The organism is Pseudomonas lurida (assembly GCF_002563895.1).
In the GTDB taxonomy this organism is placed as follows: Bacteria; Pseudomonadota; Gammaproteobacteria; order Pseudomonadales; family Pseudomonadaceae; genus Aquipseudomonas; species Aquipseudomonas lurida.
This window is the reverse complement of sequence record NZ_PDJB01000001.1, coordinates 3,034,081-3,056,104: the sequence shown is the minus strand read 5'-3', so window position 1 is coordinate 3,056,104 and position 22,024 is coordinate 3,034,081. Positions and strand designations below refer to the sequence as shown.

Genomic DNA, 22,024 nt, shown 5'->3' with positions numbered 1-22,024 from the left:
TCTCTTGTGATTGTTGTAGGAGTGAAATCAGGTCCGCGCACCGGACTGGCGATACCGATCCAGCGCCACCGCGCCAATGATCACGATGCCCTTGATGATGTACTGCCAGATATCCGAGACGCCAAGCAGTACCAGGCCATTGGTCAGCACGGCGATGATCAGCGCACCGATCAGCGTGCCACCGATAGTGCCGACACCGCCGGTAAAACTGGTGCCGCCCAGGATCACTGCGGCAATCGCATCGAGTTCATAGGACTGCCCCAGCTGCAGGCCATTGGCGGCGAACAGGCGCGACGCGCTCATCACTGCCCCCAGCCCGGCCAACGCACCGGACATGGCGTAGACAAACAGCAGCACCTTCCACACCTTGATGCCCGAGAGCCGCGCCGCCTCTGGGTTGCCGCCCACCGAATAGATCTGCACGCCCATCACCGTGCGGCGCAGGATGAACCACGACAGCGCCACCACCGCCACGGCGATCACCACCAGCCAGGGCACGCCGAGGATCGAATCATTGCCGATAAATGCAAACGGCAGGTCCGGGTTGAACACGGTCTTGTCGTCCGCCAGCAGGCGCGCCAGGCCGCGCATGGCCGTCAGCGCACCGAGGGTGACGATAAACGGTGGCAAGCGCATGAAGGCGATCAACCCGCCATTGACCAGCCCCAGCAACAGCCCGAAGCCAATGCCGGCGGCAATCCCGAACATGCCAAACTGTGGCGACATCGACGCCTGCAACGCCACCACGGCCGAGGCCGCGAGGATCGCGCCCACCGACAGGTCGATCCCCGCCGTCAGGATCACAAATGTCATGCCCGCCGCCAGCACCACGTTCACCGAAGCCTGCTGGGTGATGATCGACAGGTTCTGCACCGTCAGGAAGTTCTCGCTGGCCAGGGCAAAGCCCACCAGCAACAGGATCAGCACTGGCAACATGCCGACCGTGCGCATCAACTCGCGTGCGCGTTCAGCTTTACCGGTTGTAGCAACATTCAACTCAGCCATGGGCAACCACCTGATCGCCACCGGTGGCGAGGTCAATAATGCGTTCCTGGGAAATAACCTGGCCCGACGCGCCGCCGACTTCAGCCACCAACTGGCCTTCGCGCATGATCAGCACGCGGTCACAGGTGCCGATGATTTCAGGCAGCTCGCTGGAGATCACCACGATGCCGACGCCGGCCTGGGCCAGTTGATTGATGATGCGGTAAATCTCGGATTTGGAGCCGATGTCCACGCCGCGTGTGGGCTCGTCGAGGATCAGCACGTGCGGCTTGACCTCCAGCAGCCGTGCCAGCAGCACCTTCTGCTGGTTGCCGCCAGACAAGGCGCCGACATTGACCTTGCCCGACGCCACGCGAATCGACAGCGACTTGATCGCGTCCGTGGCGCGTTGCGCCGCATGCCCGCGGTCCAGCACGCCGCCAGCGTGGGCATCCGGCACACAGGCGCAGACATTGATGTTGTCCGCCACACTCATGTCCAGGAACAGGCCTTGGGCCTTGCGGTCTTCGGTGAGGTAGACGACCCCGGCGCGAATCGCATCCGCCGGGGTGCGCAATTGGGTGACGTGCTTGCCGACCACTTCGAGGGTGCCCGAGGTGCGTGGGTCGGCGGCAAAGATCAGGCGCGCCAGCTCGGTGCGCCCTGCCCCGACCAGGCCGGCAATGCCCAGCACTTCACCGGCGTGCAGGTCGAAACTGCAGTGGCGGACGCGCTTGCCATCGGCCATGTCGCGCACCCGCATTACCACGTTGCCGGGGTTATACGCGGCATGTTCCTTCTTGTAGAAACCCGACAGGTCGCGGCCCACCATCATTTTCACCAGCACTTCGGCCGACAGCGCATCGCGGGTGAGTTCGCCAATGTATTGGCCGTCGCGCAGCACCGACACGCGGTCCGACAATTCATAGATCTCGGCCATGCGATGGCTGATATAGATGATCGCCAGGCCCTGGCCGCGCAGCTGTTTGATCAGCGCGAACAGGCGGTCGGTCTCGCGGGATGACAAGGGGGTGGTGGGTTCATCCATCACCAGGATCTTGGCGTGGGCATGCAGGGCGCGGGCGATTTCCACCAACTGGCGTTCGGCAATCGACAGGCTGCTGACCCGCGTTGCCGGAGTGAACTCGGCACCCAGGCGCTGCAGCACTTCGATGCAACCGGCCTCCATGCCCTTGCGGTCGATGGTCCAGCCCCGCCGCAGTTCGCGGCCCAGGTAAATATTCTCGGCCACGCTCAGGTTCGGGCACAGGCTCAGTTCCTGGTAAATCACGGCGATGCCGAGGGCTTTGGCGGTAGCGGGGTCGAAGGAGGGAACGAGCTGGCCAGCAATGCGGATTTCACCGCCGGGGTCAGCTTGGTAGGCGCCAGAGAGGATCTTCATCAGCGTCGATTTGCCAGCGCCGTTCTCCCCCATCAAGGCGTGGATTTCGCCGGGGTAGACTTTCAGGCCGACATTCTTGAGCACGCGCAAACCATTGAAGGTTTTGCTGATGCCCTGCATCTCAAGCAAGGGTTCAAGGCTCATGAATGAGCTCCTGGATTTTATTATTTTTGTATTCGGGCCCCTTGGATCAGAGCCGATTGCCACCGACTCTAATCAGATACATTTGCTTACGCAAGCGCTTGCTTCTTCCGTTTGTCGACTAGTGAAACGTTTCATCAAGCATCGTATTGGCTATTCCCCCCTTTCTAACGTTTTGGCAGCATGCGCATGAGCGTGTTGTCGCGGACCCAGTAATGGTGGAGCAACCCTGCTGCTGCATGCAGGCCGATCAATGCATATCCGGCATTGCCCAGCCACTCATGCCAGTGCTTGAACTGCCTGGCCAGGTCCGGGTCTGGTGCCACCAGCGAGGGCAATGCGAATTCAAAGTAAGGCACCGGCTTGCCGGCAGCATTGAGCATCATCCACGCCAGCAATGGCGTCACGATCATCAGGCCGTACAGCGCCAGGTGCATGAGCTGCGATACACCCGCTTGCCAGGCGGGTGGGCGCGGCACGATCGGTGGCCGCTTCGCCAGGCGCCCCAACAGGCGAAGCCAGACCAGCAGGAAAATGCCCATGCCGAACAGTGCGTGACTGCCCAGTAACACGCCCTTGAGCGCGTGGCCCCGAGGCAACAGGCCTCTGGTTTCTATACAGCCATACACGCCTATGAACAGCGCCAGCATCAGCCAGTGCAGGGTCATCGACAGCCTTGCATAGCGCTGCGTCATCAGGGAGTTGTCCATGGAAAAGATACCTTGTGCAGGAGGGTGGCCTCACGTGGCCTGAAAGCGTCGGCGCCACCCTGCCCGAGGAGTCTTAAGCCAATCTGAAGGTCGGCAATGCGCCGATTTTTCGTCACCTTCAGACTTCGTTAAGAAATGCCTTTGATACTCCTCCCAACTTCACTGGGGAGGCGCAACGCCAATGCCCGATATCGATTGGAACATTCCATTGCCACTGCTGTTTAGCCAGGCCGACAGCGCACCGTTGCGCCTGGCTCGCGCCCTGCCCCACGACCCTCAGCGACCGGCTTTCGAGGCGTATATCCAACACCGTTTTCGCATCGCGCACGGTGCCGATATTCGCCATTTCATGCCGCAGTTATTTGGCGTGAGCCAGGCCAACGGCGACCTGTGCGCCGTCGCTGGCGTACGCCTGGCGAGTGCCGAACGGTTGTTCCTGGAGCGGTATCTGGACCATGCGATCGATCCACTGATCAGTGCCGCCGCCGAACAGCCTGTGGAGCGCAGCGCCATCGCCGAAGTCGGCAATCTCGCAGCCAGCGATACCGGCAGTGCACGCCTGAGCATCATCGCCATTACCTGGTTGCTCGCCATGGGCGGCCTGGAGTGGGTGGCGTTCACCGGCAATATCGGCCTGGTCAACAGTTTCCATCGCCTGGGTTTGAAGCCCGTCACCCTCTGTGCGGCCGACCCGCAGCGCCTCGGCGATGATCGCCACCATTGGGGCAGCTACTACGAAAGCCAACCCTGGGTGCATGTCGGCAACATCCGCGCCGGCTTCATCCATTTGCGCAACATGGGCCTGTTCGCGCGCCTGGGGTTGCCAACCACCCTCGAGGACGCCAGCCATGTCGCCTGAAACCCGCCGTTTCCACGCCGTGTTGCGCGGCCATGCCGAACGCAACGATGGCGCCGTCGCCCTGTGGGGGGACACGCTGAAGATCGACTACGCCTCGTTGTTCGCCGAAGTGGCGTATCGACAGGAGCGCCTGCGCGAGGAAGGCGTCAAGGTGGTGGCCCTGGCCCTGGACAACGGCGTCGACGCCATGTTGTGGGACCTTGCGGTACTGTTCGAAGGGCTGACCTGCCTGACACTACCGCCGTTCTTCAGCCCCGCCCAGCGTGCCCACTGCCTGGAACAGAGTCACGCCGAACGGGTAATCGCCGAGCCCTACCTGGAGGCAGAACTGCTGGCCAGCGGTTACTGTCAGAACGGCGAGTTCTGGTGCCGCACCTTTGACCATCAGCCTGCCATGCCTTCGGGCACCGCCAAGGTGACGTTTACCTCCGGCACCACTGGAGCGCCCAAGGGCGTCTGCCTGAGCGCCGACAGCCTGCTGCGGGTGGCTCGCGAGTTATACCAGGCAAGCCATTCCGCTGACCCACGCCATCACCTGGCGCTGTTACCCATTGCAATACTGCTGGAAAACCTCGGCTGCTACGCGGCGCTGTATGCCGGTGCCACCTTGAGCTTGCCCAGCCAGAAGCGCCTGGGTATCCAAGGCGCCAGTGCCGTGAACGCCGCGCAATTACTCGGTTGCCTGGCGACACGCCAGCCCCACAGCCTGATCCTCGTACCGCAATTGTTGTTGATGCTGGTGATCGCCGCCGAGCAGAACGCCTTCAGCCCACAGAACCTGCGGTTTGCCGCCGTCGGCGGCGCACGCGTGTCCCGGTCCTTGCTGCAACGCGCCCACCATTTGGGCATGCCGGTCTATGAAGGTTACGGGCTGTCGGAATGCGCGTCTGTGGTGTGCCTCAATCGCCCCGAGGCGCAGCGCCCCGGGAGTGTCGGGCGGCCGCTGCCGCATGTTGAAATCCGCTTGGCCGAAGACGATGAGGTCCTGATCAAGGGGTCGACGTTGCTCGGCTATCTGGACCAGCCCGGCCAACCCGAACAATGGTGGCCCACGGGCGATCTCGGCGACATTGATGAGGACGGCTTTCTCTACCTCAAGGGCCGCAAGAAACATCAGTTCGTCACCAGTTACGGGCGCAACGTCAACCCGGATTGGGTCGAGGCCGAGCTGACCCAGGGCAACACCATCGCCCAGGCATTCGTCTATGGCGAAGCACTGCCGGAAAACCACGCCCTGCTCTGGCCACTGCGTACCGACTGCAGCGATGCCCAGTTGGCCGCCGCCGTGGCCGAGGCCAACACCGGCCTGCCCGACTACGCCCAGGTGCATCGCTGGACGCGCCTGGCAGAACCCTTTACCGCCGCCAATGGCTTGCTCACCGCCAATGGTCGCCCACGGCGTGATGCCATCGTCGCCCGTTATCAAGCCCAACTTGCCCCTGCACTCACCGAGGAAACCTCATCGTGAATTTTTTCGACACACTGCAAGAAGCCACCCAACAGGAACGCCAGGCGCTGTTCAATTTGCCGATCATTCGCGATGCCCTGGAAGGCCAGGTCAGCCTGGAAAGCTACCGAGCGTTCCTGACCCAGGCCTACTACCACGTGCGGCATACCGTGCCATTGATGATGGGCTGCGGTGCACGCCTGCCAACCCGCCTGGAATGGTTGCGCAAGGCCGTCTGCGATTACATCGAGGACGAATATGGCCATGAGCAATGGGTGCTCAATGACATCGCCGCCTGTGGCGGTGACAAGGACGCGGTGCGGGACGGCCGCCCGGGTTTGCCCATCGAGCTGATGGTCAGTTACCTCTACGACCTGATCGCCCGTGACAACCCGGTCGGCCTGTTCGGCATGGTCAACGTGCTGGAAGGTACCAGCATCGCCCTGGCCACCCATGCGGCTGGCAGCATCCGTGAGCGCCTGCAACTGCCGGCAACAGCCTTCAGCTACCTCAGCTCGCACGGGTCCCTGGACATCGGCCACATGGACACTTATCGCCACTTGATGAACAGCCTGGAAGACCCCGACGACCAGGCTGCGGTAATCCGCGCATCCAAAGTGGTGTACGCCCTCTACACCGACATGTTTCGCAGCCTGCCGCGTATCGGGGAGGCGCTCCATGCGCCTATCTGACGCCCGCGTAGTGCTGACGGGTGCCAGCGGTGGCATCGGCCTGGCCATCGTCACTGCCCTGTGCGCCAGTGGTGCGCAGGTGCTGGCCGTCGCTCGTCACCGTGTGCCGCTGGAGGGCTTGCTTGAACGCTACCCGCAGCAACTGTGCTGGATAGGTGCCGACCTGACCGTACTCGCCGACCGCCGTAAAGTGCTGGCCGCCGCAGAAGCCATTGGGGGTGTCAACCTGCTGATCAACGCCGCCGGCATCAACCACTTTGCCATGCTCGAACAGCTGGACGATGACGAAATCAACAGCATGCTGGCGCTCAACATCGGCGCACCCATCTGCCTGACGAAGCTGCTGCTGCCGCTGCTCAAGCAGGCACCAAGCGCCATGGTCGTGAATGTCGGCTCGACCTATGGCTCTATCGGTTACCCCGGCTACGCCACGTACTGCGCCACCAAGTTTGCCTTGCGCGGGTTTTCCGAAGCCTTGCGCCGTGAGCTGGCTGACACGCGTGTCGGCGTACTGTACGTGGCGCCGCGCGCGACCCGGACCCAGATGAACAGCCCAGCGGCGCAGGCCTTGAATGATGCGCTCAAGTCCAACGTCGACGACCCGAACACCGTAGCGTCTGCGGTGGTCCAGGCAATTGCCAACGAACGTCGCGACCTTTACCTGGGCTGGCCAGAACGCTTCTTCGTAAAGCTCAACAGCGTGTTGCCAAACCTGGTTGACCGCGGTTTGCGTAAACAACTGCCGCTGATACGCCGCTTCAGCAATAAACCCGCGAATAAGGACCTGAACCCATGAAACGACTAGTTGCCGCGCTGCTGCTCAGTGCTCTGAGCCCCTTCACCTGGGCGCTGGACGCCGCCGACCAACAGCGCCTGAACGATATCCAGACGCGCTGGGCCCATATCCAGTACAACCTGCCGGAGGAGCAGCGTACCCAAGCATTCGAACGGCTGGCCTCCCAGGCAACAGCATTCACACAGGCCCGCCCACAGGCCGCCGAGGCGTGGATCTGGTCGGGGATTGTCACCAGCAGCTGGGCTGGCGCCCAGGGCGGGCTCGGCGCCTTGAGCAAGGTCAAGGCGGCCAAGGCTGACCTGGAAAACGCGCTCGCCCTGGATCCGAAGGCCCTGCAAGGCTCGGCCTACACCAGCCTGGCGGCCCTGTACGACCGCGTACCTGGCTGGCCGATCGGCTTCGGCGATGCTGACAAGGCTGAGCAGTTGCTCAAACAGGCCTTGCAACTCAACCCGACGGGCATTGATAGTCTGTACTTCTGGGGTGACCACCTCTACCGACAAAAACGTTATGGCGAAGCCCGCGATGCCCTGCAAAAAGCCCTGCTGGCCGCGCCACGCCCCGGTCGGGAAACAGCCGATGCCGGACGGCGCAAAGAGATCGAAAGCCTGCTGGCCGACACCACTAAAAAACTCAGCTGACAAGGAGTCTGCGTGCGCCTATTACTGATCGAGGATGACGTGGCGCTGGGGGAAGGTATTCACCAGGCGCTGGTTCGCGAAGGGTACACCGTCGATTGGCTGCAAGACGGCAGCAGTGCCCTGCACGCCCTGCTCAGCGAAACCTTTGACGCCGTGGTGCTGGACCTGGGACTGCCACGCATGGACGGGCTGGAAGTGCTGCGGCGCCTGCGCGACAGCGGCGCCACCGTGCCCGTGCTGATCCTCACCGCACGCGATGCCACCGAGGACCGCATCGCCGGGCTCGATGCCGGTGCCGATGACTACCTGATCAAGCCGTTCGACCTGGCCGAACTCAAGGCGCGCCTACGCGCGCTGCTGCGCCGCAGCGCCGGCCGTGCACGGGTGGTGATCGAACACGCGGGCATCTGCCTGGACCCGAGCACGCAGCACGTCAGTTACCATGGCCAAACGGTGTTGCTGACCCCCAAGGAATATCAACTGCTGCACGAATTGCTGTCACCGCCCGGCCGTGTCATGACCCGTGACCAGTTGATGCAGTTGCTTTACGGCTGGAACGAAGAAGCCGAAAGCAACACGTTGGAAGTGCATATCCATCACCTGCGCAAGAAGTTTTCCAGCGAGCTGATCCGTACCATTCGCGGCGTTGGCTACCTGGTGGAGGAGCACCGATGACCTCGATCCGGCGGCGCACCCTGACGCTGATCATCGGCCTGCTGCTCACCGGTTTGCTGGTGATCAGCGTGCTGAACCTGCATGACAGCAACCACGAAATTGCCGAAGTCTACGATGCACAACTGGCGCAGAACGCGCGCCTGCTCCAAGGGGTCATGAGCATGCCACTGGCCAGCAAAGACCAGGCGGACCTGTATCGCGCCTTCAATAAAGCCCTGGGCGAGGCCATGCCCCGGGTGGACGGGCACCCTTACGAGAGCAAGATCGCTTTCCAGGTGTGGAACCCAAAAGGCGAACTGCTGGTGTTTACCGCCAGCGCCCCGTCATTCGCCACGCCCCCCGCACAACCGGGGTACAGCAATATAGACGACCTGAACGGCCGGCAATGGCGCGGTTTCGTGCTCAAGGACAAGGACAATGGCCTGCGCATCTGGGTGGGTGAGCGCGACGACGTGCGCTCCGACCTGGTGCAGCGGATCGTGCGACATACCTTGTGGCCCAACGTGTTGGGTAGCCTGGTCCTGGCAGCAATGGTCTGGCTCGCCATCGGCTGGGGGCTCAAGCCGCTGGCCGATATGGCCAGCACGTTGCGGGCCCGACATTCCGGCTCACTGGAGCCGATGCAATTGACGCCCTTGCCCACGGAGCTGGAGCCGATGCAGGCGGCGTTGAACCGCATGCTGGCGCAGATCCAGGAAATGCTCGGCCGTGAGCGACGCTTTATTGCCGACGCCGCCCACGAAATGCGCACGCCCTTGGCGGTTCTGCGGGTGCACGCGCAAAACCTGCAGGAAGCCGGCACCGAAGCCGAGCGGCGTGAGTCACTGGCCTTTTTGATCACAGGCGTCGACCGCACCAGCCGCCTGGTCAACCAATTGCTGACCATGGCACGCCTGGAACCCAGCGCCGGGCAACTGACTGTACAGACGATCGACCTGGCGATAACCGTGCGCGAAACACTGATCCAGCTAACACCCTGGTTGCTGAGCAAAGGCCTCGAACTGGTGTTCGACGCCGACGCTGCCCCCTGCCGCGTGACGACCGATGCTGGCGCGATCAACATTGCCCTGACCAACCTGGTGACCAACGCGGCAAACTTCTCTCCGGAACACGGGGTCATCACCGTGAGGTTGGGCCAGGTCGCCAAACACTTCGTACTGACCGTGGATGACCAGGGACCAGGCATCGACGAGAGCGAGCGCGACCGCCTGTTCGAACTGTTCTACAGCCGGGGCAATGCCGAAGGCGCTGGCCTGGGGCTGACCATCGTGCACACCATCGCCCAACACCTCGGCGGCCGGGTGCACCTGGAAAACCTGGCATCCGGTGGCCTGAGAGCGACCCTGGAAATACCTGTGGATGGGTAAGCCGTTCGCAGGCTACACGCCGCCCGGTACCGACACCCATCCGTTTGAGTGTATTCGTACCGTGCGAGGCACGGTATCTGCTATTGTCCAAGGACCTCATCTCCTCCTGATCGCATTCCAGCGATTTTCTGTGAGCATGCTCTGCGGCCGTGTCATCGACGCGTCCGGGCCCGATCTGCACGGAACGCTACGCAGTGGACAAACCAGTCATCGGTACCTCACCTGAACTGCAATCACGCGCCGAAAAAATCGTCGAGTTCAAACGGCAGAAAACCCTGCTCAAGACCGGCGCCCTGCAAGACGCGATCTTCAACAGCGCCTACTTCTCCAGCATCGCCACTGACGAGAAAGGTGTCATCCAGATCTTCAACGTCGGCGCCGAACGCATGCTTGGCTATGCCGCCGCCGACGTGGTCAACCGCATCACCCCTGCCGACATTTCCGACCCTGTCGAGCTGATTACCCGCGCCGCCGCCCTCAGCCTCGAGCTGGAAACGCCGATCACGCCGGGTTTCGAAGCCCTGGTGTTCAAGGCCTCCCGTGGCATCGAAGACATCTACGAGTTGACCTATATCCGCAAGGATGGCAGTCGCCTGTCGGCCATGGTGTCGGTGACCGCCCTGCGCAACCGGCATGACACCATCATCGGCTACCTGCTGATCGGTACCGACAACACCGCGCGCAAGCAGGAAGAAGCCGAGCGCAAAGGCTTCGAGCGGGCGTTGGAAGAAAAGAACCTGGAGCTGGAACACGCCAGCCACATGAAATCCGAATTCCTCGCGACCATGTCCCACGAACTGCGTACACCGTTGAATGCAGTGATCGGCTTTTCCGAGGCACTCAAGGATGGGCTGGTCGGCGACATGAGTGACACGCAGCGCGAATACATCGGCGATATCTTCACCAGCGGCCAGCACTTGCTGTCGCTGATCAACGACATCCTCGACCTGTCCAAGGTGGAGGCCGGGATGATGGAGCTGGAGCTTGAGGCGGTGGAATTGGCGGGGTTATTGGCCAACAGCCTGCTGATCGTGCGCGAAAAAGCCGCACTGCAACGCATCCAGTTGAAACTCGAAAGCCCCGAGGACCTCGGCTGCCTGGAGTTGGACCTGCGCAAGACCAAGCAGATCGTCTACAACCTGTTGGCCAACGCCGTAAAGTTCAGCGAACACGCAGGCTCAGTGACGCTGACGGTGCGCGAAGTGGCCCGCAAACAGGTCGGGCATATTGCAGGCGACTGGCCGGTTTACAGCTTCGACCTGCCAGACAGCCCCCATCAGCAGTTCCTCGAACTGAGCGTCAGCGACACGGGCATAGGGATTGCCGAGGACGACATGGGCAAGCTGTTCAAGGCATTCAGCCAGATCGACAGCAGCCTGGCGCGCAAATTCGAAGGCACCGGCCTGGGGCTGGCGATGGTCAAGCGCCTGACCGACCTGCATGGCGGCAGCGTCGCCGTGGCCAGTCGTGAGGGCCAGGGCGCGCGATTTGTCGCCTGGCTGCCGCTGCACCGCGCGCCGGAGGCCGCATGGCCAACATCCTGATCGTCGAAGACAATGAAGCCAACATGCGCCTGGCGCGCCTGTTGCTGGTGAATGCGGGCCACAGCGTACTGTGGGCTCCCGATGCCGAAACCGGCCTGACCCTGGCCCGCGAACAACAGCCAGCACTGATCCTGATGGACATCCAACTGCCGGGCATGGACGGCCTGGCCGCCACCGCGCTGCTCAAGTGTGACCCGCTCACCGCGCACATCCCGGTGATCGCCCTGACGGCCATGGCGATGAAAGAGGACCGCGAAAAGACCCGCCTGGCCGGCTGCGACGCCTACATCATCAAGCCGCTACGCTACAAAGAGCTGTACCAAGTGATCGACACATTGCTGCAACAGCACATCCGTCCTCTTATATGAGTCCTCTCCATGGCCAGCCAACCCGCAACGCTGTTGATCGTCGATGATGAACCCCAGGTGCGCAAGCTGCTGGAAACCCTGCTGCAACATGAGGGCTACCAGACCCTGTGCGCCGGCAGCGGTGAAGAAGCCTTGCAGTTGGTGGCACAACAGCCCCCGGACCTGATCCTGCTGGACATCATGATGCCGGGCATGGACGGCTACGAAGTCGCCAGCCAGCTCAAAGGCGATGAAACCACGGCGGGCATCCCGATCATCATGCTCTCGGCCCTCAGTGAACCGAGCGCCAGGGTCAGTGGCCTGGAGACCGGTGCCGAGGAGTTCATCAGCAAGCCGGTGGAGCGTGTCGAGCTGTGGTTGCGGGTGCGCAACCTGCTGCGGCTCAAGGCACGCGGCGACCGGGTGAACCCTTCACGGGAGCTCACGCGACAGCAAACCGGCATGAACGTGCATGACCTGGCCCACCAGGACCTGGAGGAGGCCTTGCGCCTGGCTGTGGAGCGTGAGGAATTCACCGTGCATTACCAGCCCAAGGTCGAAGTTGCCAACGGCCGCCTCTGCGCCCTCGAAGCGCTGCTGCGCTGGGAACGGCCGGACTACGGCGCGGTGTCCCCGGGAGTGTTTGTACCGGTTTTGGAAAGCATCGGATTGATCGTGCCGGTGGGCCGCTGGGTGATCGACACCGTTTGCCAACAGATTGCCGAGTGGCAACGCGGTGCCATTGGCGCAGTGGAAGTGTCGGTGAACGTCTCCGGCCATCAATTGATCGAAGGCGACCTGATTGCCGACATCGCACGCCTTCTTGCACAACATGGGGTCGCGCCGCATTGGCTGGAAGTCGAGCTGACCGAAGGTTCGCTGATGGAAAATACCCAACACACCATCGACAGCCTGCAGCGCCTGCACGCCATGGGCGTGAAGATCTCCATCGATGACTTCGGAACCGGCTATTCGAGCCTGGCGTACCTGCGACGGTTTCCCATCGACACGCTGAAGATCGACATCGCGTTTATCCGCGAAGTCACCAGTAACCCACAGGACGCGGCGATCACCCGCACCATCATTGAACTGGCCCACAGTCTCAGCCTGCGCGTCGTGGCTGAAGGCGTGGAAACCCAGGCGCAGCTTGCGTTCCTGAAAGACGCCGGCTGCGATCAGATCCAGGGCTACCTGTTCAGCCGACCGCTGCCAGTGGAGACCTTGGAGCGCTTGTTGCTGGAGCGCCTAGACCGTCCGTGAAATCTCCACGCTCAAGCATTCGATCAACCCTCGGTGGGTCGCACTTAACCGCTCCGCACCACTGACCAAGGCCAGTTCCGAGGGCGGTACGGCAGGCAACTCCGTGCAGATCCGATGGCTGGGCAGTACCGCGCTTTTTGGCAAGATGCTGATGCCCAGCCCGGACGTCACCGCCGCCTGGATACCGGTCAGGCTGTGGCTGCCGAACGCCACGCGCCAACTGCGCCGGGCCTTGTCCAGGGTGCGGATAGCGCGCTGGCGGTAGATGCAGCCTTGGGGAAACAGCGCCAGGGGCAAGGTCTCGGCCTGCAGGTCCTGGCCGTGGCCGCACACCCACACCAACGGCTCCGGCCAACTGGCGTGGCATTCGCCGCTGCCGGCCTCGCGCTTGACCAGAGCGATATCGATTTCACCACTTTCCAGTTGCCGGCGCAGGTCGGTGCTCATGCCGCTGACCGTCTCCAGGCGCGCTTCTGGGCGAGCACGGACGAAGCCGGAAAGCATCGAGGCCATGCGCGCTGCGTCAAAATCTTCGGGCACGCCCAAGCGCACCGGCACCACACTGGCCTCGGTGTTCAAGGCATCGCGGGCCTCCCGAGACAAGCTCAACAAGCGCCGGGCGTATTGGGTCAGCACCTCGCCGTGTTCGGTGGCGCTGACTTGCTGGCCTGAGCGGTCCCGTACCAACAGCACCTGCCCCACGCTTTCTTCAAGCTTGCGAATCTGTTGGCTCACCGTGGACTGGGTGCGGTGTACGCGCTCGGCGGCGCGGGTGAAGCTGCCTTCGTCCACCACACAGACCAGGGTGTGCAGGAGTTCGAGGTCAAACATGGTAGCCACCCACTTATCGGAAATTCAACTGTGACACAGAGGCTAATTTAATTTCCAACTGAACGCCAGGTTTCCTATGCTGCAGCGGTCGCCCATTCTTGGCTAAAGGTGCCCCATGTCGCTCGACCACTCCCCTCGCCCCCTGTGGCTGACCTTTGATTGCTACGGCACCCTGATCCAATGGGATGAGGGCCTGCGTGCCGCCGTTGACCGGATCCTCGACGACAAAGGCGAACATCATGTCGACGGCGAAACGCTGATCAGCGTTTACGACCACCACGAACACGCCCTGGAACAAACCCCACCGCACCGCAGCTTCCGCACCCTTGCGGGTCTGGGCTTGCAGCTCGCCCTGAAAGAGCTGGGTCTGCCGACCAATGAGCACGACGGCGCGATCCTGACGGACAGCATCAGTGCCATGCCACCGTTTCCGGAAGTCGTGGCGACTCTCAAGCAGCTCAAGGATCAGGGTTACAAACTGTGCATCGTCTCCAACACCGACGATGACGTGATCGCCGGCAACGTGGCGCAATTGGGTGGCCATATCGACCGGGTCATTACCGCCGGGCAGGCGCGGGCCTACAAGCCCAATCGTCGCCTGTTCGACTATGCTCACGAGCAACTCGGCGTGAGCCTCGACCAGGTGGTGCATATCTGTGCCAGCCCGCATCTGGACCATGCTGCGGCGCGGGATATCGGTTTCCGTTGTGTGTGGATCGACCGTGGCACCGGCCGTCAGTTGCTGGCCGACTACACCCCGGACGCCATCCTGCCAACCCTCGACGGCGTGCCCGAATTATTCAAATCCCTGGGGTGGTGAACCATGGCCCATACCTTTACGCCCTCCTCCCTTAGCCCGCGCGCCGGGCGCTTGAACCTCGACAGCCTCGCGGCCATCGAGGCGCGGATGGAACTCGCCGCGTGCCTGCAACTGGCGGCGCTGCATGGCATGGAAGAAGGCATCTGCAATCACTTCTCGGCGACGGTGCCGGGGCATGACGACTTGTTTTTCGTCAACCCGTTCGGCTACGCCTTCGAGGAGATCACCGCCTCCCATCTATTGGTGTGCGATTTCGCCGGCAATGTGATCGACGGCGATGGCACGCCAGAAGCCACCGCGTTTTATATCCATGCACAGTTGCATCAGTGCCAGCCCCGCATCAAGGCCGCCTTCCATACCCACATGCCCAACGCTACCGCGCTGTGCCTGCTAAAAGGCCCGCCCTTGCTGTGGCTGGGGCAGACGGCGTTGAAGTTCTATGGGCGCACGGCGGTGGATGAAGCGTACAACGGCCTGGCCCTGGATAACCGCGAAGGCCAGCGCATCGCGGCGGCGTTGGGTGATGCCGATATTCTGTTCTTGAAGAATCATGGGGTGATGGTGGCTGCGCCGAACATTGCCGAGGCCTGGGACGATTTGTACTACCTGGAGCGCGCGGCCGAGGTGCAGCTGAAGGCCATGGCCAGTGGGCAGCCGCTCAAGCCAATCGAGCCAGCGGTGGCGCAGTTGGCATATGAGCAGATGCGTGAGGGTGACCCGGCGAGTGCGCGGGCGCATCTGGACAGTGCCATGCGGCGACTGAGGGGGTTGGGATCGCGCTTTGATCAGTGACCTGGTGACCTGAGCGCCTATCCAGATCCCTGCCGGGGGCGCCTAGGATCAAGCGCAGATATCTGTAGACGCAGGCTTGCCGGCAAGCCTGCGCCTACAGCGATTGGTTATTGCGCGTTGGCCTTGGCCGCATCGTTGATGATCGCCACCACCCGCGCCGGGTTCGACACCATCACCACATGCGACGCACCTTTGACATCCACGGTTTCCTTCGAGCCCGCACGGTCTGCCATGAACTTAAGCGCGGCCTCGGGAATGTTCTTGTCTGCCGAACCGTAGATGAAGTAGGACGGCACGGTTTTCCAGGCCGGGTCGCCCGACGGTTCCTTCAGTGCAGCCTCGGTGATCGGCCGTTGGCCGGCCGCCATCAACTGGGCGTCCTTGGGTGATACGTCAGCGGCGAACTGGGCGTTGAACTTGTCCTGCTGGATATACAGGTCGGTCACGCCGTCCTTGGACACCACTGGTTTGTCGAGGGTCGGGCCCAGGGTGCCGCCAGGGTAGCGGCCGGACAGTTCAAACGCGGTCTCGCCTTTTTCCGGGGCGAAGGCGGCCACGTAGACCAGCGCCTTGACCTTCTTGCTGTCGTGCACGGCGTTGGAGATCACCGAGCCGCCGTAGGAGTGACCGACCAGGATCACCGGGCCCGGGGTGTGTTCGACGATGTCGGCGACGTAGTCCGAGTCGGTCTTGACGCTGCGCAGCGGGTTGGCCACGGCGACCACCGGGTAGCCTTCGGCCTTGAGCCCGGCGATCACGCCGTTCCAGCTGGAGGCGTCGGCAAAGGCGCCGTGTACCAGCACCACGGTGGCTTTTTGCGGGGCGGCAAAGCTGGCGGTAGCAGCACCGAGGGCCAGTGCGCCGGTGATCAGGGCGGCGGCGACGCGGGAGAACTTGAAGGTTTTCATGGACGTTTGCTCCGTTAGGGTAGGCGCTCAAGGCGTTGAACGTGAGGCCATGATGCCGAAACGCATTTTACAAATGGAGGCTAATAGTCGACGATATGGCGCAGATCGTCTAAACAACAGCGCTTTTTCACGCTCAGGTGAGTCATGGATCGTTTGTCCACACTGCTGGTGCACTTCGGCATTGGTGCCGAGACCTTTCACAGCGGGTTACTGCACGGTGTGCTCGACACCCGCGACGTGCAGCAGCGCGGCCGCGTGTACCTGCTCAAGGAGGGCCAGGCCAGCCTGGAGATGCCCGACGGCACCCTGCGGCTCCCCGAGCCCAGCCTGGTGTTGGTGCCGCGCCCCCTGCCCCATCGCCTGCTGGCGTCAAAAGCAGACCGTGCCCAGGTGGTGGCGGCGTCCCTGCGTTTTGATGGTGGCCTGGATAACCCGTTGTCAGTGGCGCTGACCGACACCATCGTGATGCCGCTCAAGCAGATCCCGATGATCGCCGGGACGCTCGACTGGCTGTTCAGCGAAGCCTTTGCCGAACACTGTGGACGCGAAGCGGTGATGAACCGCCTGTTCGAGCTGATGGTGATTCAGTTCCTGCGCCACATGATGGCTTATCACAGCATGACCACTGGCATGATGTCGGGGCTGGCAGACCTGCGACTGGCGCGGGCCATGACGCTGTTGCACAACCACCCCGAGCGCCCATGGACCGTGCAGGAAATGGCGGCGGAATCGAACATGTCCCGTGCCAGTTTTGCTGCGCACTTCCATAAGGTGGTCGGCCAGACCCCGGCCGACTATGTGCTGAGTTGGCGCGTGAGCCTGGCGCAGAAACGCCTGCGTGAAGGCCGGCCCATCGCCCTGATTGCCGATGAGGTCGGTTACGAAAGCCCTTCGGCGCTGGCCCGTGCATTCAGGCGCAAGACCGGCACCAGCCCGCGTGAATGGTTGCAGCTGCAGGCGCCGCTAAGGGTCGAGCACACCGCCGCTGTAGCTGTCGGATAAGCGTGTACCGGTGAACTTGGCGACCACCGAGCCTTGGGCAACCAGGCGTTCGCGGTGCCGGGTGATCATGCGCCCCGTCTGGGCGGCGTGCAGGGTCACTTCCGAGATCGGGTCGCCGGGTCGGCCGATGATGCGCGCAAAACGCTGGCCTGCCTCGACGTAATCACCCAACTCCTTTTCGAACACCAGCACTCCTGCGCACGGCGCGAGTATGGTTTCCATGCAGCCCATGTCGACCACGTCGCCTGGCCATGGGGCGATGCTCGCCACCTCGTCGATCACACCATTGACGCACAACCAGGCCCACAGGCCATCGGCGTCCTGCTGCGCCAGGGCGTCGCTGACGTCGGCCTGCCCGCGCAGCTCGATGGTGGCGGCCAATTGCGGCGATGCGTGGTTGATGATGGTTTCTTCAAAAGAGCCATCGCCGCCCTCATCCCAGACAATCACCAGGTCCACCTGCAAGGCCGCCGCCAGCGCCAGGCCTTGGTCGGGCCAGAAGCGACGGTGGATATAGAGGTACGGCAACGCCTCGTCATCGGTGTGCAGGTCCAGCACCAGTTCGGCCTCGGCGGCCAATTGCACCAGGCATCTCTGCCAGTGCGCCAGGTTGCTTGCCGGACGTTCCATGGCCAGGGAGTGGTCGAAGGCGCGGTTGAAGTTCTGCCCGGTGGCCTCATGGAAGCGCCCGAGCAATCGGCCTTGGCGGAACTGGCCGATGCCGAATGGGTTGGCCTGGGGCACCACGGTGACACTGCCCTTCAGGCGGCCCTGGTCCTGGCACGCTTGCAAGCGCGGCAATAACTGATGCAGGACCAGCATGCCGGCGATTTCATCCGCATGCACACCCGCTTGCAGGTGCACCTTGGGCCCGCTGCCGTCGCCGTCGAAACGCCAGGCGCCGATGTGCAGCGCGTGGCCAGCATCACCGGTTTCCTGCCACGAAAGGTCTTTTGCCATGCCTTGCCCTCCTCTCATCAACTATTCGGTAGAGATTGAACACATGTTCAACTAACCTGAGCACTGTGGTATTTCATCCAAGGCCTGCCCATGACCATCGACCCTCCCAAACTGCGCCGCACCAACCCCGACGAACGCCGGGACCTGCTGATTGCCGCCACCCTCACCTGCCTGGCCCGCGATGGGCACGCCGGGATTTCCGTGCGGCGCATTGCCTCCGAGGCCGGGGTGTCGGTGGGGCTGCTCAACCACCATTTCGGTACCATCGACGCACTGATCGCCGAGACCTACCACAAGCTGGCCAACGAGCTGACCAGCGCCCTGTGGGAACAGGTCGAGTTGGCTCAAGGCGCCGCCGCGCGCCTGGATGCGTTTCTCAGTGCCTCGTTCTCGCCCAGGGTCATGGACCCCGACCTGCTGGGCGTGTGGGTGGTGTTCTGGAGCCTGATCCGCCACTCGCCCCACGTGAACCAGTCCCACGAAAACAGCTACCACGCCTACTTGGCGTTGATCCAACAACTGCTGGACGACCTGGCCCGCAGCGAAAACCTGGTGATCCACGACAGCCGCCTGGCCGCCATTGGCCTATCGGCGATGCTCGACGGACTCTGGCTCGAGGGGTGCCTCAACCCCGGCACTTTCAGCCCCGCCAACGGCCTGCACATCTGCCGCTGCTGGGTACAGGGGTTGCGTCACGGAGCATTCGGCGCCGACCACATCCTGTGACACCGGGTGCCGCGCACTGAGCATGGCCAGGGTGCCGCTGGCCGCGATCAACACTGCGCCGACAATCAGCGAGCCATCCATCAGCGTGCCCCACACCAGGCTCGACAGAAGGAACGCCCAGATCAACCCGGTGTATTCAAACGGCGCCAGCAAAGTCGCCGTGGCACGGCGGAAACTGGCAAACAGCAGGAACTGGCCAACCCCGCCGACCAGGCCCGCCGCCAACATGCCCAGCCAGGCTGGGGTGGGCGACGGCGTATGGGTCCAGGGCAAGGTCACCGCCATGCACAGCACAAACACCACGTTGGTGATCAGCATCTGCTCCAGCACCGAGGTGGCCGGGTCGACCTGGCGCAACTGGATGTAGGTAAACGCCCAGCACAAGGCCGCGGCCAAGGTCAGCGCGATGGGCAGCGGGTCCATCATCTGGCTGGGGCGGCAGGCGATCACTACGCCGACAAAGCCGATGACCAGCGAGATCCACTGGCCGCGGCTGGCACGTTCCTTGAGGATCAGCGCCGCGAGCAGCGTGACCATGATCGGCGCGGAGAAATACAGCGTGGTCATTTCCGCCAGGCTCAGGTCCTTGGCAGCGGTGTAGTACAGCAACCATGCCAGCAACGACAACAGCCCGCGGATGATCAGCAAGCGGCGGCTGGCCGAGGTCCACGCGCGCCGCAACAGCCCCATGCGCCCAGCCATCACGCAGGCGGCCACCACCACCAGGCTGCGCCAGAACAGGATGGTGAACACCGAGTAATCGGCCACCAGCCATTTGATCACCGCATCCTGCAACGCCAAGAACGCGTAGGCCAGGGAACACAGGGCAATCCCTTGCAGCGATCGGTCCTGTTTCATCCGGCCGACCTGCGCAGTGGCGTGCCACGCCGTTCGGCAATCGCGTATGCAGCTTCGATCAGGAAGGTCAGGCACAAATAGACGCCCGCCACGAGCAACAGCGGCTGGTAGATCTGCAGGGTCTGTGCCCGCACCACGTTGGCCGCGCCCAGCAGGTCAACCACGGCAATGGTCGAGGCCAGTGCGGTGGACTTGAGTAGCATCACCGTCTCCCCGGCCAGGGTCGGCAGCAACAGGCGCATCGCGCGTGGCAAGCGCACCCGCAGCAGCGCCTGGCGTGGGGTCATGCCGAACGCCGAGGCGGCTTCCATTTCACCCTTGGGCACGGCCAGCAGGCCGCCGCGGATCACCTCGCCCACGTAGGCGCCGACCGACAGCACCAGGGCAAACACGATGTACCAGTAGCCATCGCGCAGGTACGGCCACAGGACGCTGGCGCGAATCATCGGGAACTGGGCGAACAGGCTCCCCAGGCCGTAGTAGAAAATGTAGATCTGGATCAGCAGTGGCGTACCGCGCAATACGCTGGTGTAAGCCAGCGCCCCACGCGCCAGCCACTTGCGCCGTGACAACCGCGCCAGCGCGACCAGCACCGCCAGGGCAAACCCGAGTACCGCCGACACCACCAGCAGCGACAAGGTGGTCTGCAACCCCTTGGCGATCAGGCCGGCGTAATAGCTTATCCATTCAGGCATGGGCCGCTCACTCGACAACCGGCATCCAGCGACGGATACGTCGCTCCAGGCGCCCGGACAGGTAATTGGAAGCCAGCGTCACCAGGTAATACAGGGCGGCGGCCGTGAGGTAGAACAGCAGGTAGTGGCGCGTGGAACCCGCCGCCTGCTTGGCGGTGTACAGCAGCTCGTTGGTGCCCACCACGCTGATCAAGGCGCTGTCCTTGATCAGGTTGATCCACAGGTTGGACATGCCGGCCAGGGCGAAGGGCGCCATGATCGGCAGGGTCACCCGCCGGAACAGGCCGAACCCGCTCAAGCCAAAAGCCCGTGCCGCTTCTATCTGTCCGTGGGGAATCGCGAGGATCGCCGCGCGGAAAATCTCCGAGGCGTAGGCGCCCTGCACCAGGCCCAACACCAGGATGGCCACCAGCGGGCCGCTGATATTCACCTGCTCGACGCCCATCCACAGCATCAGCGCGTTGAGCCCCATGGAGCCTGCGTAATACAGCAGCAGGATCAGCAGCAGTTCCGGCACCGCGCGAAACACCGTGGTGTAGCCGCGCATCAGCAGCGCAATCGGGCGCGGCGCACTGAGCTTCGCGCAGGCCACCACCAGGCCGATCAGCAAACCCACCGCAAAGGAGCCGGCGGAGATCTGCAGGGTCATCCATAACCCCTTGAGCAATGCATTGCCCCACCCCTGTTCGCCGAAGCTGAGAAGGTCGAACATCATTCGCTCTTCTGGGCGACTTGTTGGTACGGGCTGTCACAAGTCTTGCTCACAAACGCCGGGGTGTCGGTGCGTTTGCACGGGCTGACCGACAGGCCGAAGTAGTGCTGCGACAGGTCGTCATAATCCTTGCTCACCAGCAGCTCGCCGATGGCCTTGTCCAACCGGGCCTTGAGCGCGGTGTCTTCCTGGCGCAAGCCGGCGCCGACGCCACGGCCGATGATCGGGTCGTAGGGCACGCTGGCTATGTGCGCCAGGCCGCTGGCCTCGGGGGTCTTGACCATCATGGCGATGGCGGTGTCGTCGGCCATCATGTAGTCGATACGCCCGGCGATCAGGTCGGCGTTGGCCGATTCCTGGGTATCGTAGTACTTGAGGTCAGCGATGTTTTCGTAGTATTTCTTCAGGTAATTGGCGCTGACGGTGGAGATCTGCACGCCGATCAACTTGCCCTTCAGGCCCGCCGGGGAGATCTCGACTTCGCTGCCCTTGGGCCCGGCGACACCCAGCAGCGAGTCGTAGTAGGCACGACTGAAGGCGATCTGTTTTTCGCGCTCATCGGTCACCGACATCGATGAAAAAATCACGTCGATCTTCTTCGCCAGCAATGAGGGAATGATGCCGTCCCACGCCACTTCCTTGATCTGGCATTCGGCTTTCATGCCCTCGCAGAGCTTGTGGATCAGGTCGACTTCAAACCCTGACCACTGGCCGTTACCGCCCTTCACGGTAAACGGAGGGTAAGGTTCGGCCGCCACTGCGAACACGATCGGTTTGTCTGCCGCCCATGTGAAACCTGCGGCCATCATCAACACTGCACTGCTCAACCACGTTGCCATACGTTTGGATTTCATG

The 22,024-nt window shown here is 62.8% G+C and carries 23 protein-coding genes and 1 pseudogene; 14 read left to right on the top strand and 10 right to left on the bottom strand.

Annotation, left to right across the window (positions count from 1 at the left end; all coding sequences use genetic code 11):
- Window positions 1-27: 27 nt before the first annotated feature.
- The 3 genes from ATH90_RS13685 to ATH90_RS13675 form a co-directional block, all read right to left on the bottom strand.
- Complete coding sequence (locus tag ATH90_RS13685; RefSeq protein ID WP_034105304.1) at window positions 28-1,005, bottom strand: ABC transporter permease subunit; 978 nt, start codon at window positions 1,003-1,005, stop codon at window positions 28-30.
- On the bottom strand, window positions 998-2,530 hold the full coding sequence (locus ATH90_RS13680) for a sugar ABC transporter ATP-binding protein (RefSeq protein WP_069023824.1): 1,533 nt from the start codon (window positions 2,528-2,530) through the stop codon (window positions 998-1,000). Before ATH90_RS13680 ends, ATH90_RS13685 begins: the two co-directional genes overlap by 8 nt.
- A gap of 164 nt (window positions 2,531-2,694) precedes the next feature.
- A complete protein-coding gene (locus ATH90_RS13675) occupies window positions 2,695-3,237 on the bottom strand; it encodes a cytochrome b (protein ID WP_098466503.1) in 543 nt (180 codons plus the stop codon).
- Window positions 3,238-3,418: 181 nt separating this feature from the next.
- On the opposite strand from ATH90_RS13675, the gene ATH90_RS13670 reads away from it, so the two are divergent.
- From ATH90_RS13670 to ATH90_RS13625, 10 genes are all read left to right on the top strand, one after another.
- Complete coding sequence (locus ATH90_RS13670) at window positions 3,419-4,096, top strand: thermostable hemolysin (RefSeq protein ID WP_098466502.1); 678 nt, start codon at window positions 3,419-3,421, stop codon at window positions 4,094-4,096.
- A complete protein-coding gene (locus tag ATH90_RS13665) occupies window positions 4,086-5,564 on the top strand; it encodes an AMP-binding protein (protein ID WP_098466501.1) in 1,479 nt (492 codons plus the stop codon). The genes ATH90_RS13670 and ATH90_RS13665 overlap by 11 nt, the downstream gene beginning before the upstream one ends.
- Window positions 5,561-6,235 carry an iron-containing redox enzyme family protein gene (locus ATH90_RS13660; protein ID WP_098466500.1) on the top strand — a complete coding sequence of 225 codons (675 nt, stop codon included), beginning with the start codon at window positions 5,561-5,563 and terminating at the stop codon, window positions 6,233-6,235. The genes ATH90_RS13665 and ATH90_RS13660 overlap by 4 nt, the downstream gene beginning before the upstream one ends.
- The gene (locus ATH90_RS13655) at window positions 6,222-7,031 is read left to right on the top strand and encodes an SDR family oxidoreductase (RefSeq protein WP_098466499.1); all 810 of its coding nucleotides are present in this window, start codon (window positions 6,222-6,224) and stop codon (window positions 7,029-7,031) included. The genes ATH90_RS13660 and ATH90_RS13655 overlap by 14 nt, the downstream gene beginning before the upstream one ends.
- Complete coding sequence (locus ATH90_RS13650; protein WP_034105318.1) at window positions 7,028-7,672, top strand: tetratricopeptide repeat protein; 645 nt, start codon at window positions 7,028-7,030, stop codon at window positions 7,670-7,672. Before ATH90_RS13655 ends, ATH90_RS13650 begins: the two co-directional genes overlap by 4 nt.
- A 12-nt stretch (window positions 7,673-7,684) precedes the next feature.
- Complete coding sequence (locus ATH90_RS13645) at window positions 7,685-8,347, top strand: response regulator (protein ID WP_034105320.1); 663 nt, start codon at window positions 7,685-7,687, stop codon at window positions 8,345-8,347.
- Window positions 8,344-9,714, top strand: coding sequence for a sensor histidine kinase (locus tag ATH90_RS13640; RefSeq protein ID WP_034105322.1), 1,371 nt, complete (start codon window positions 8,344-8,346; stop codon window positions 9,712-9,714). Before ATH90_RS13645 ends, ATH90_RS13640 begins: the two co-directional genes overlap by 4 nt.
- A 194-nt stretch (window positions 9,715-9,908) precedes the next feature.
- A complete protein-coding gene (locus tag ATH90_RS13635) occupies window positions 9,909-11,258 on the top strand; it encodes a sensor histidine kinase (protein WP_034105324.1) in 1,350 nt (449 codons plus the stop codon).
- Window positions 11,243-11,626, top strand: coding sequence for a response regulator (locus ATH90_RS13630; protein WP_034105326.1), 384 nt, complete (start codon window positions 11,243-11,245; stop codon window positions 11,624-11,626). The genes ATH90_RS13635 and ATH90_RS13630 overlap by 16 nt, the downstream gene beginning before the upstream one ends.
- Before the next feature lie 9 nt (window positions 11,627-11,635).
- The gene (locus tag ATH90_RS13625; RefSeq protein WP_034105328.1) at window positions 11,636-12,865 is read left to right on the top strand and encodes an EAL domain-containing response regulator; all 1,230 of its coding nucleotides are present in this window, start codon (window positions 11,636-11,638) and stop codon (window positions 12,863-12,865) included.
- On the opposite strand, the gene ATH90_RS13620 is transcribed toward ATH90_RS13625, so the two are convergent.
- Window positions 12,851-13,696, bottom strand: a complete 846-nt coding sequence (locus ATH90_RS13620) for a LysR family transcriptional regulator (RefSeq protein WP_034105330.1) — start codon at window positions 13,694-13,696, stop codon at window positions 12,851-12,853. The genes ATH90_RS13625 and ATH90_RS13620 overlap by 15 nt on opposite strands.
- Before the next feature lie 115 nt (window positions 13,697-13,811).
- Here ATH90_RS13620 and ATH90_RS13615 point away from each other — a divergent pair, with 115 nt between their 5' ends.
- Together ATH90_RS13615 and ATH90_RS13610 are read left to right on the top strand one after the other, a co-directional pair.
- Window positions 13,812-14,516, top strand: coding sequence for a haloacid dehalogenase type II (locus ATH90_RS13615; RefSeq protein ID WP_098466498.1), 705 nt, complete (start codon window positions 13,812-13,814; stop codon window positions 14,514-14,516).
- A 3-nt stretch (window positions 14,517-14,519) separates the two neighbouring features.
- Window positions 14,520-15,308 carry an aldolase gene (locus ATH90_RS13610; RefSeq protein ID WP_098466497.1) on the top strand — a complete coding sequence of 263 codons (789 nt, stop codon included), beginning with the start codon at window positions 14,520-14,522 and terminating at the stop codon, window positions 15,306-15,308.
- Window positions 15,309-15,415: 107 nt separating this feature from the next.
- Here ATH90_RS13610 and ATH90_RS13605 read toward each other — a convergent pair whose 3' ends face one another.
- Window positions 15,416-16,216, bottom strand: coding sequence for an alpha/beta fold hydrolase (locus tag ATH90_RS13605; RefSeq protein ID WP_034105336.1), 801 nt, complete (start codon window positions 16,214-16,216; stop codon window positions 15,416-15,418).
- Window positions 16,217-16,360: 144 nt separating this feature from the next.
- Between ATH90_RS13605 and ATH90_RS13600 the strand changes: the two genes are divergently transcribed.
- Window positions 16,361-17,218, top strand: a complete 858-nt coding sequence (locus tag ATH90_RS13600) for an AraC family transcriptional regulator (protein WP_034105338.1) — start codon at window positions 16,361-16,363, stop codon at window positions 17,216-17,218.
- Here the strand turns inward: ATH90_RS13600 and ATH90_RS13595 are convergent.
- A complete protein-coding gene (locus tag ATH90_RS13595; protein ID WP_098466496.1) occupies window positions 17,180-18,178 on the bottom strand; it encodes a M14 family metallopeptidase in 999 nt (332 codons plus the stop codon). The two genes, ATH90_RS13600 and ATH90_RS13595, sit on opposite strands and share 39 nt — an antisense overlap.
- 90 nt (window positions 18,179-18,268) lie before the next feature.
- Between ATH90_RS13595 and ATH90_RS29575 the strand changes: the two are divergent.
- A pseudogene (locus ATH90_RS29575) lies at window positions 18,269-18,808 on the top strand (TetR/AcrR family transcriptional regulator); the annotation flags it as partial.
- Here ATH90_RS29575 and ATH90_RS13585 read toward each other — a convergent pair.
- From ATH90_RS13585 to ATH90_RS13570, 4 genes are read right to left on the bottom strand one after another with little or no spacing between them, the layout of a single operon-like run.
- Complete coding sequence (locus tag ATH90_RS13585; RefSeq protein ID WP_034105344.1) at window positions 18,764-19,762, bottom strand: DMT family transporter; 999 nt, start codon at window positions 19,760-19,762, stop codon at window positions 18,764-18,766. The pseudogene ATH90_RS29575 and the gene ATH90_RS13585 overlap by 45 nt on opposite strands.
- Window positions 19,759-20,457: an ABC transporter permease gene (locus tag ATH90_RS13580; protein WP_034105345.1), complete on the bottom strand. Its 699-nt coding sequence runs from the start codon at window positions 20,455-20,457 to the stop codon at window positions 19,759-19,761. Before ATH90_RS13580 ends, ATH90_RS13585 begins: the two co-directional genes overlap by 4 nt.
- A 7-nt stretch (window positions 20,458-20,464) precedes the next feature.
- Window positions 20,465-21,169, bottom strand: coding sequence for an ABC transporter permease (locus tag ATH90_RS13575; RefSeq protein ID WP_034105977.1), 705 nt, complete (start codon window positions 21,167-21,169; stop codon window positions 20,465-20,467).
- Entirely contained in the window at window positions 21,169-22,023 is an 855-nt protein-coding gene (locus tag ATH90_RS13570; protein ID WP_034105347.1) for a transporter substrate-binding domain-containing protein, read from the bottom strand. The genes ATH90_RS13575 and ATH90_RS13570 overlap by 1 nt, the downstream gene beginning before the upstream one ends.
- Between the last annotated feature and the right edge of the window lies 1 nt (window position 22,024).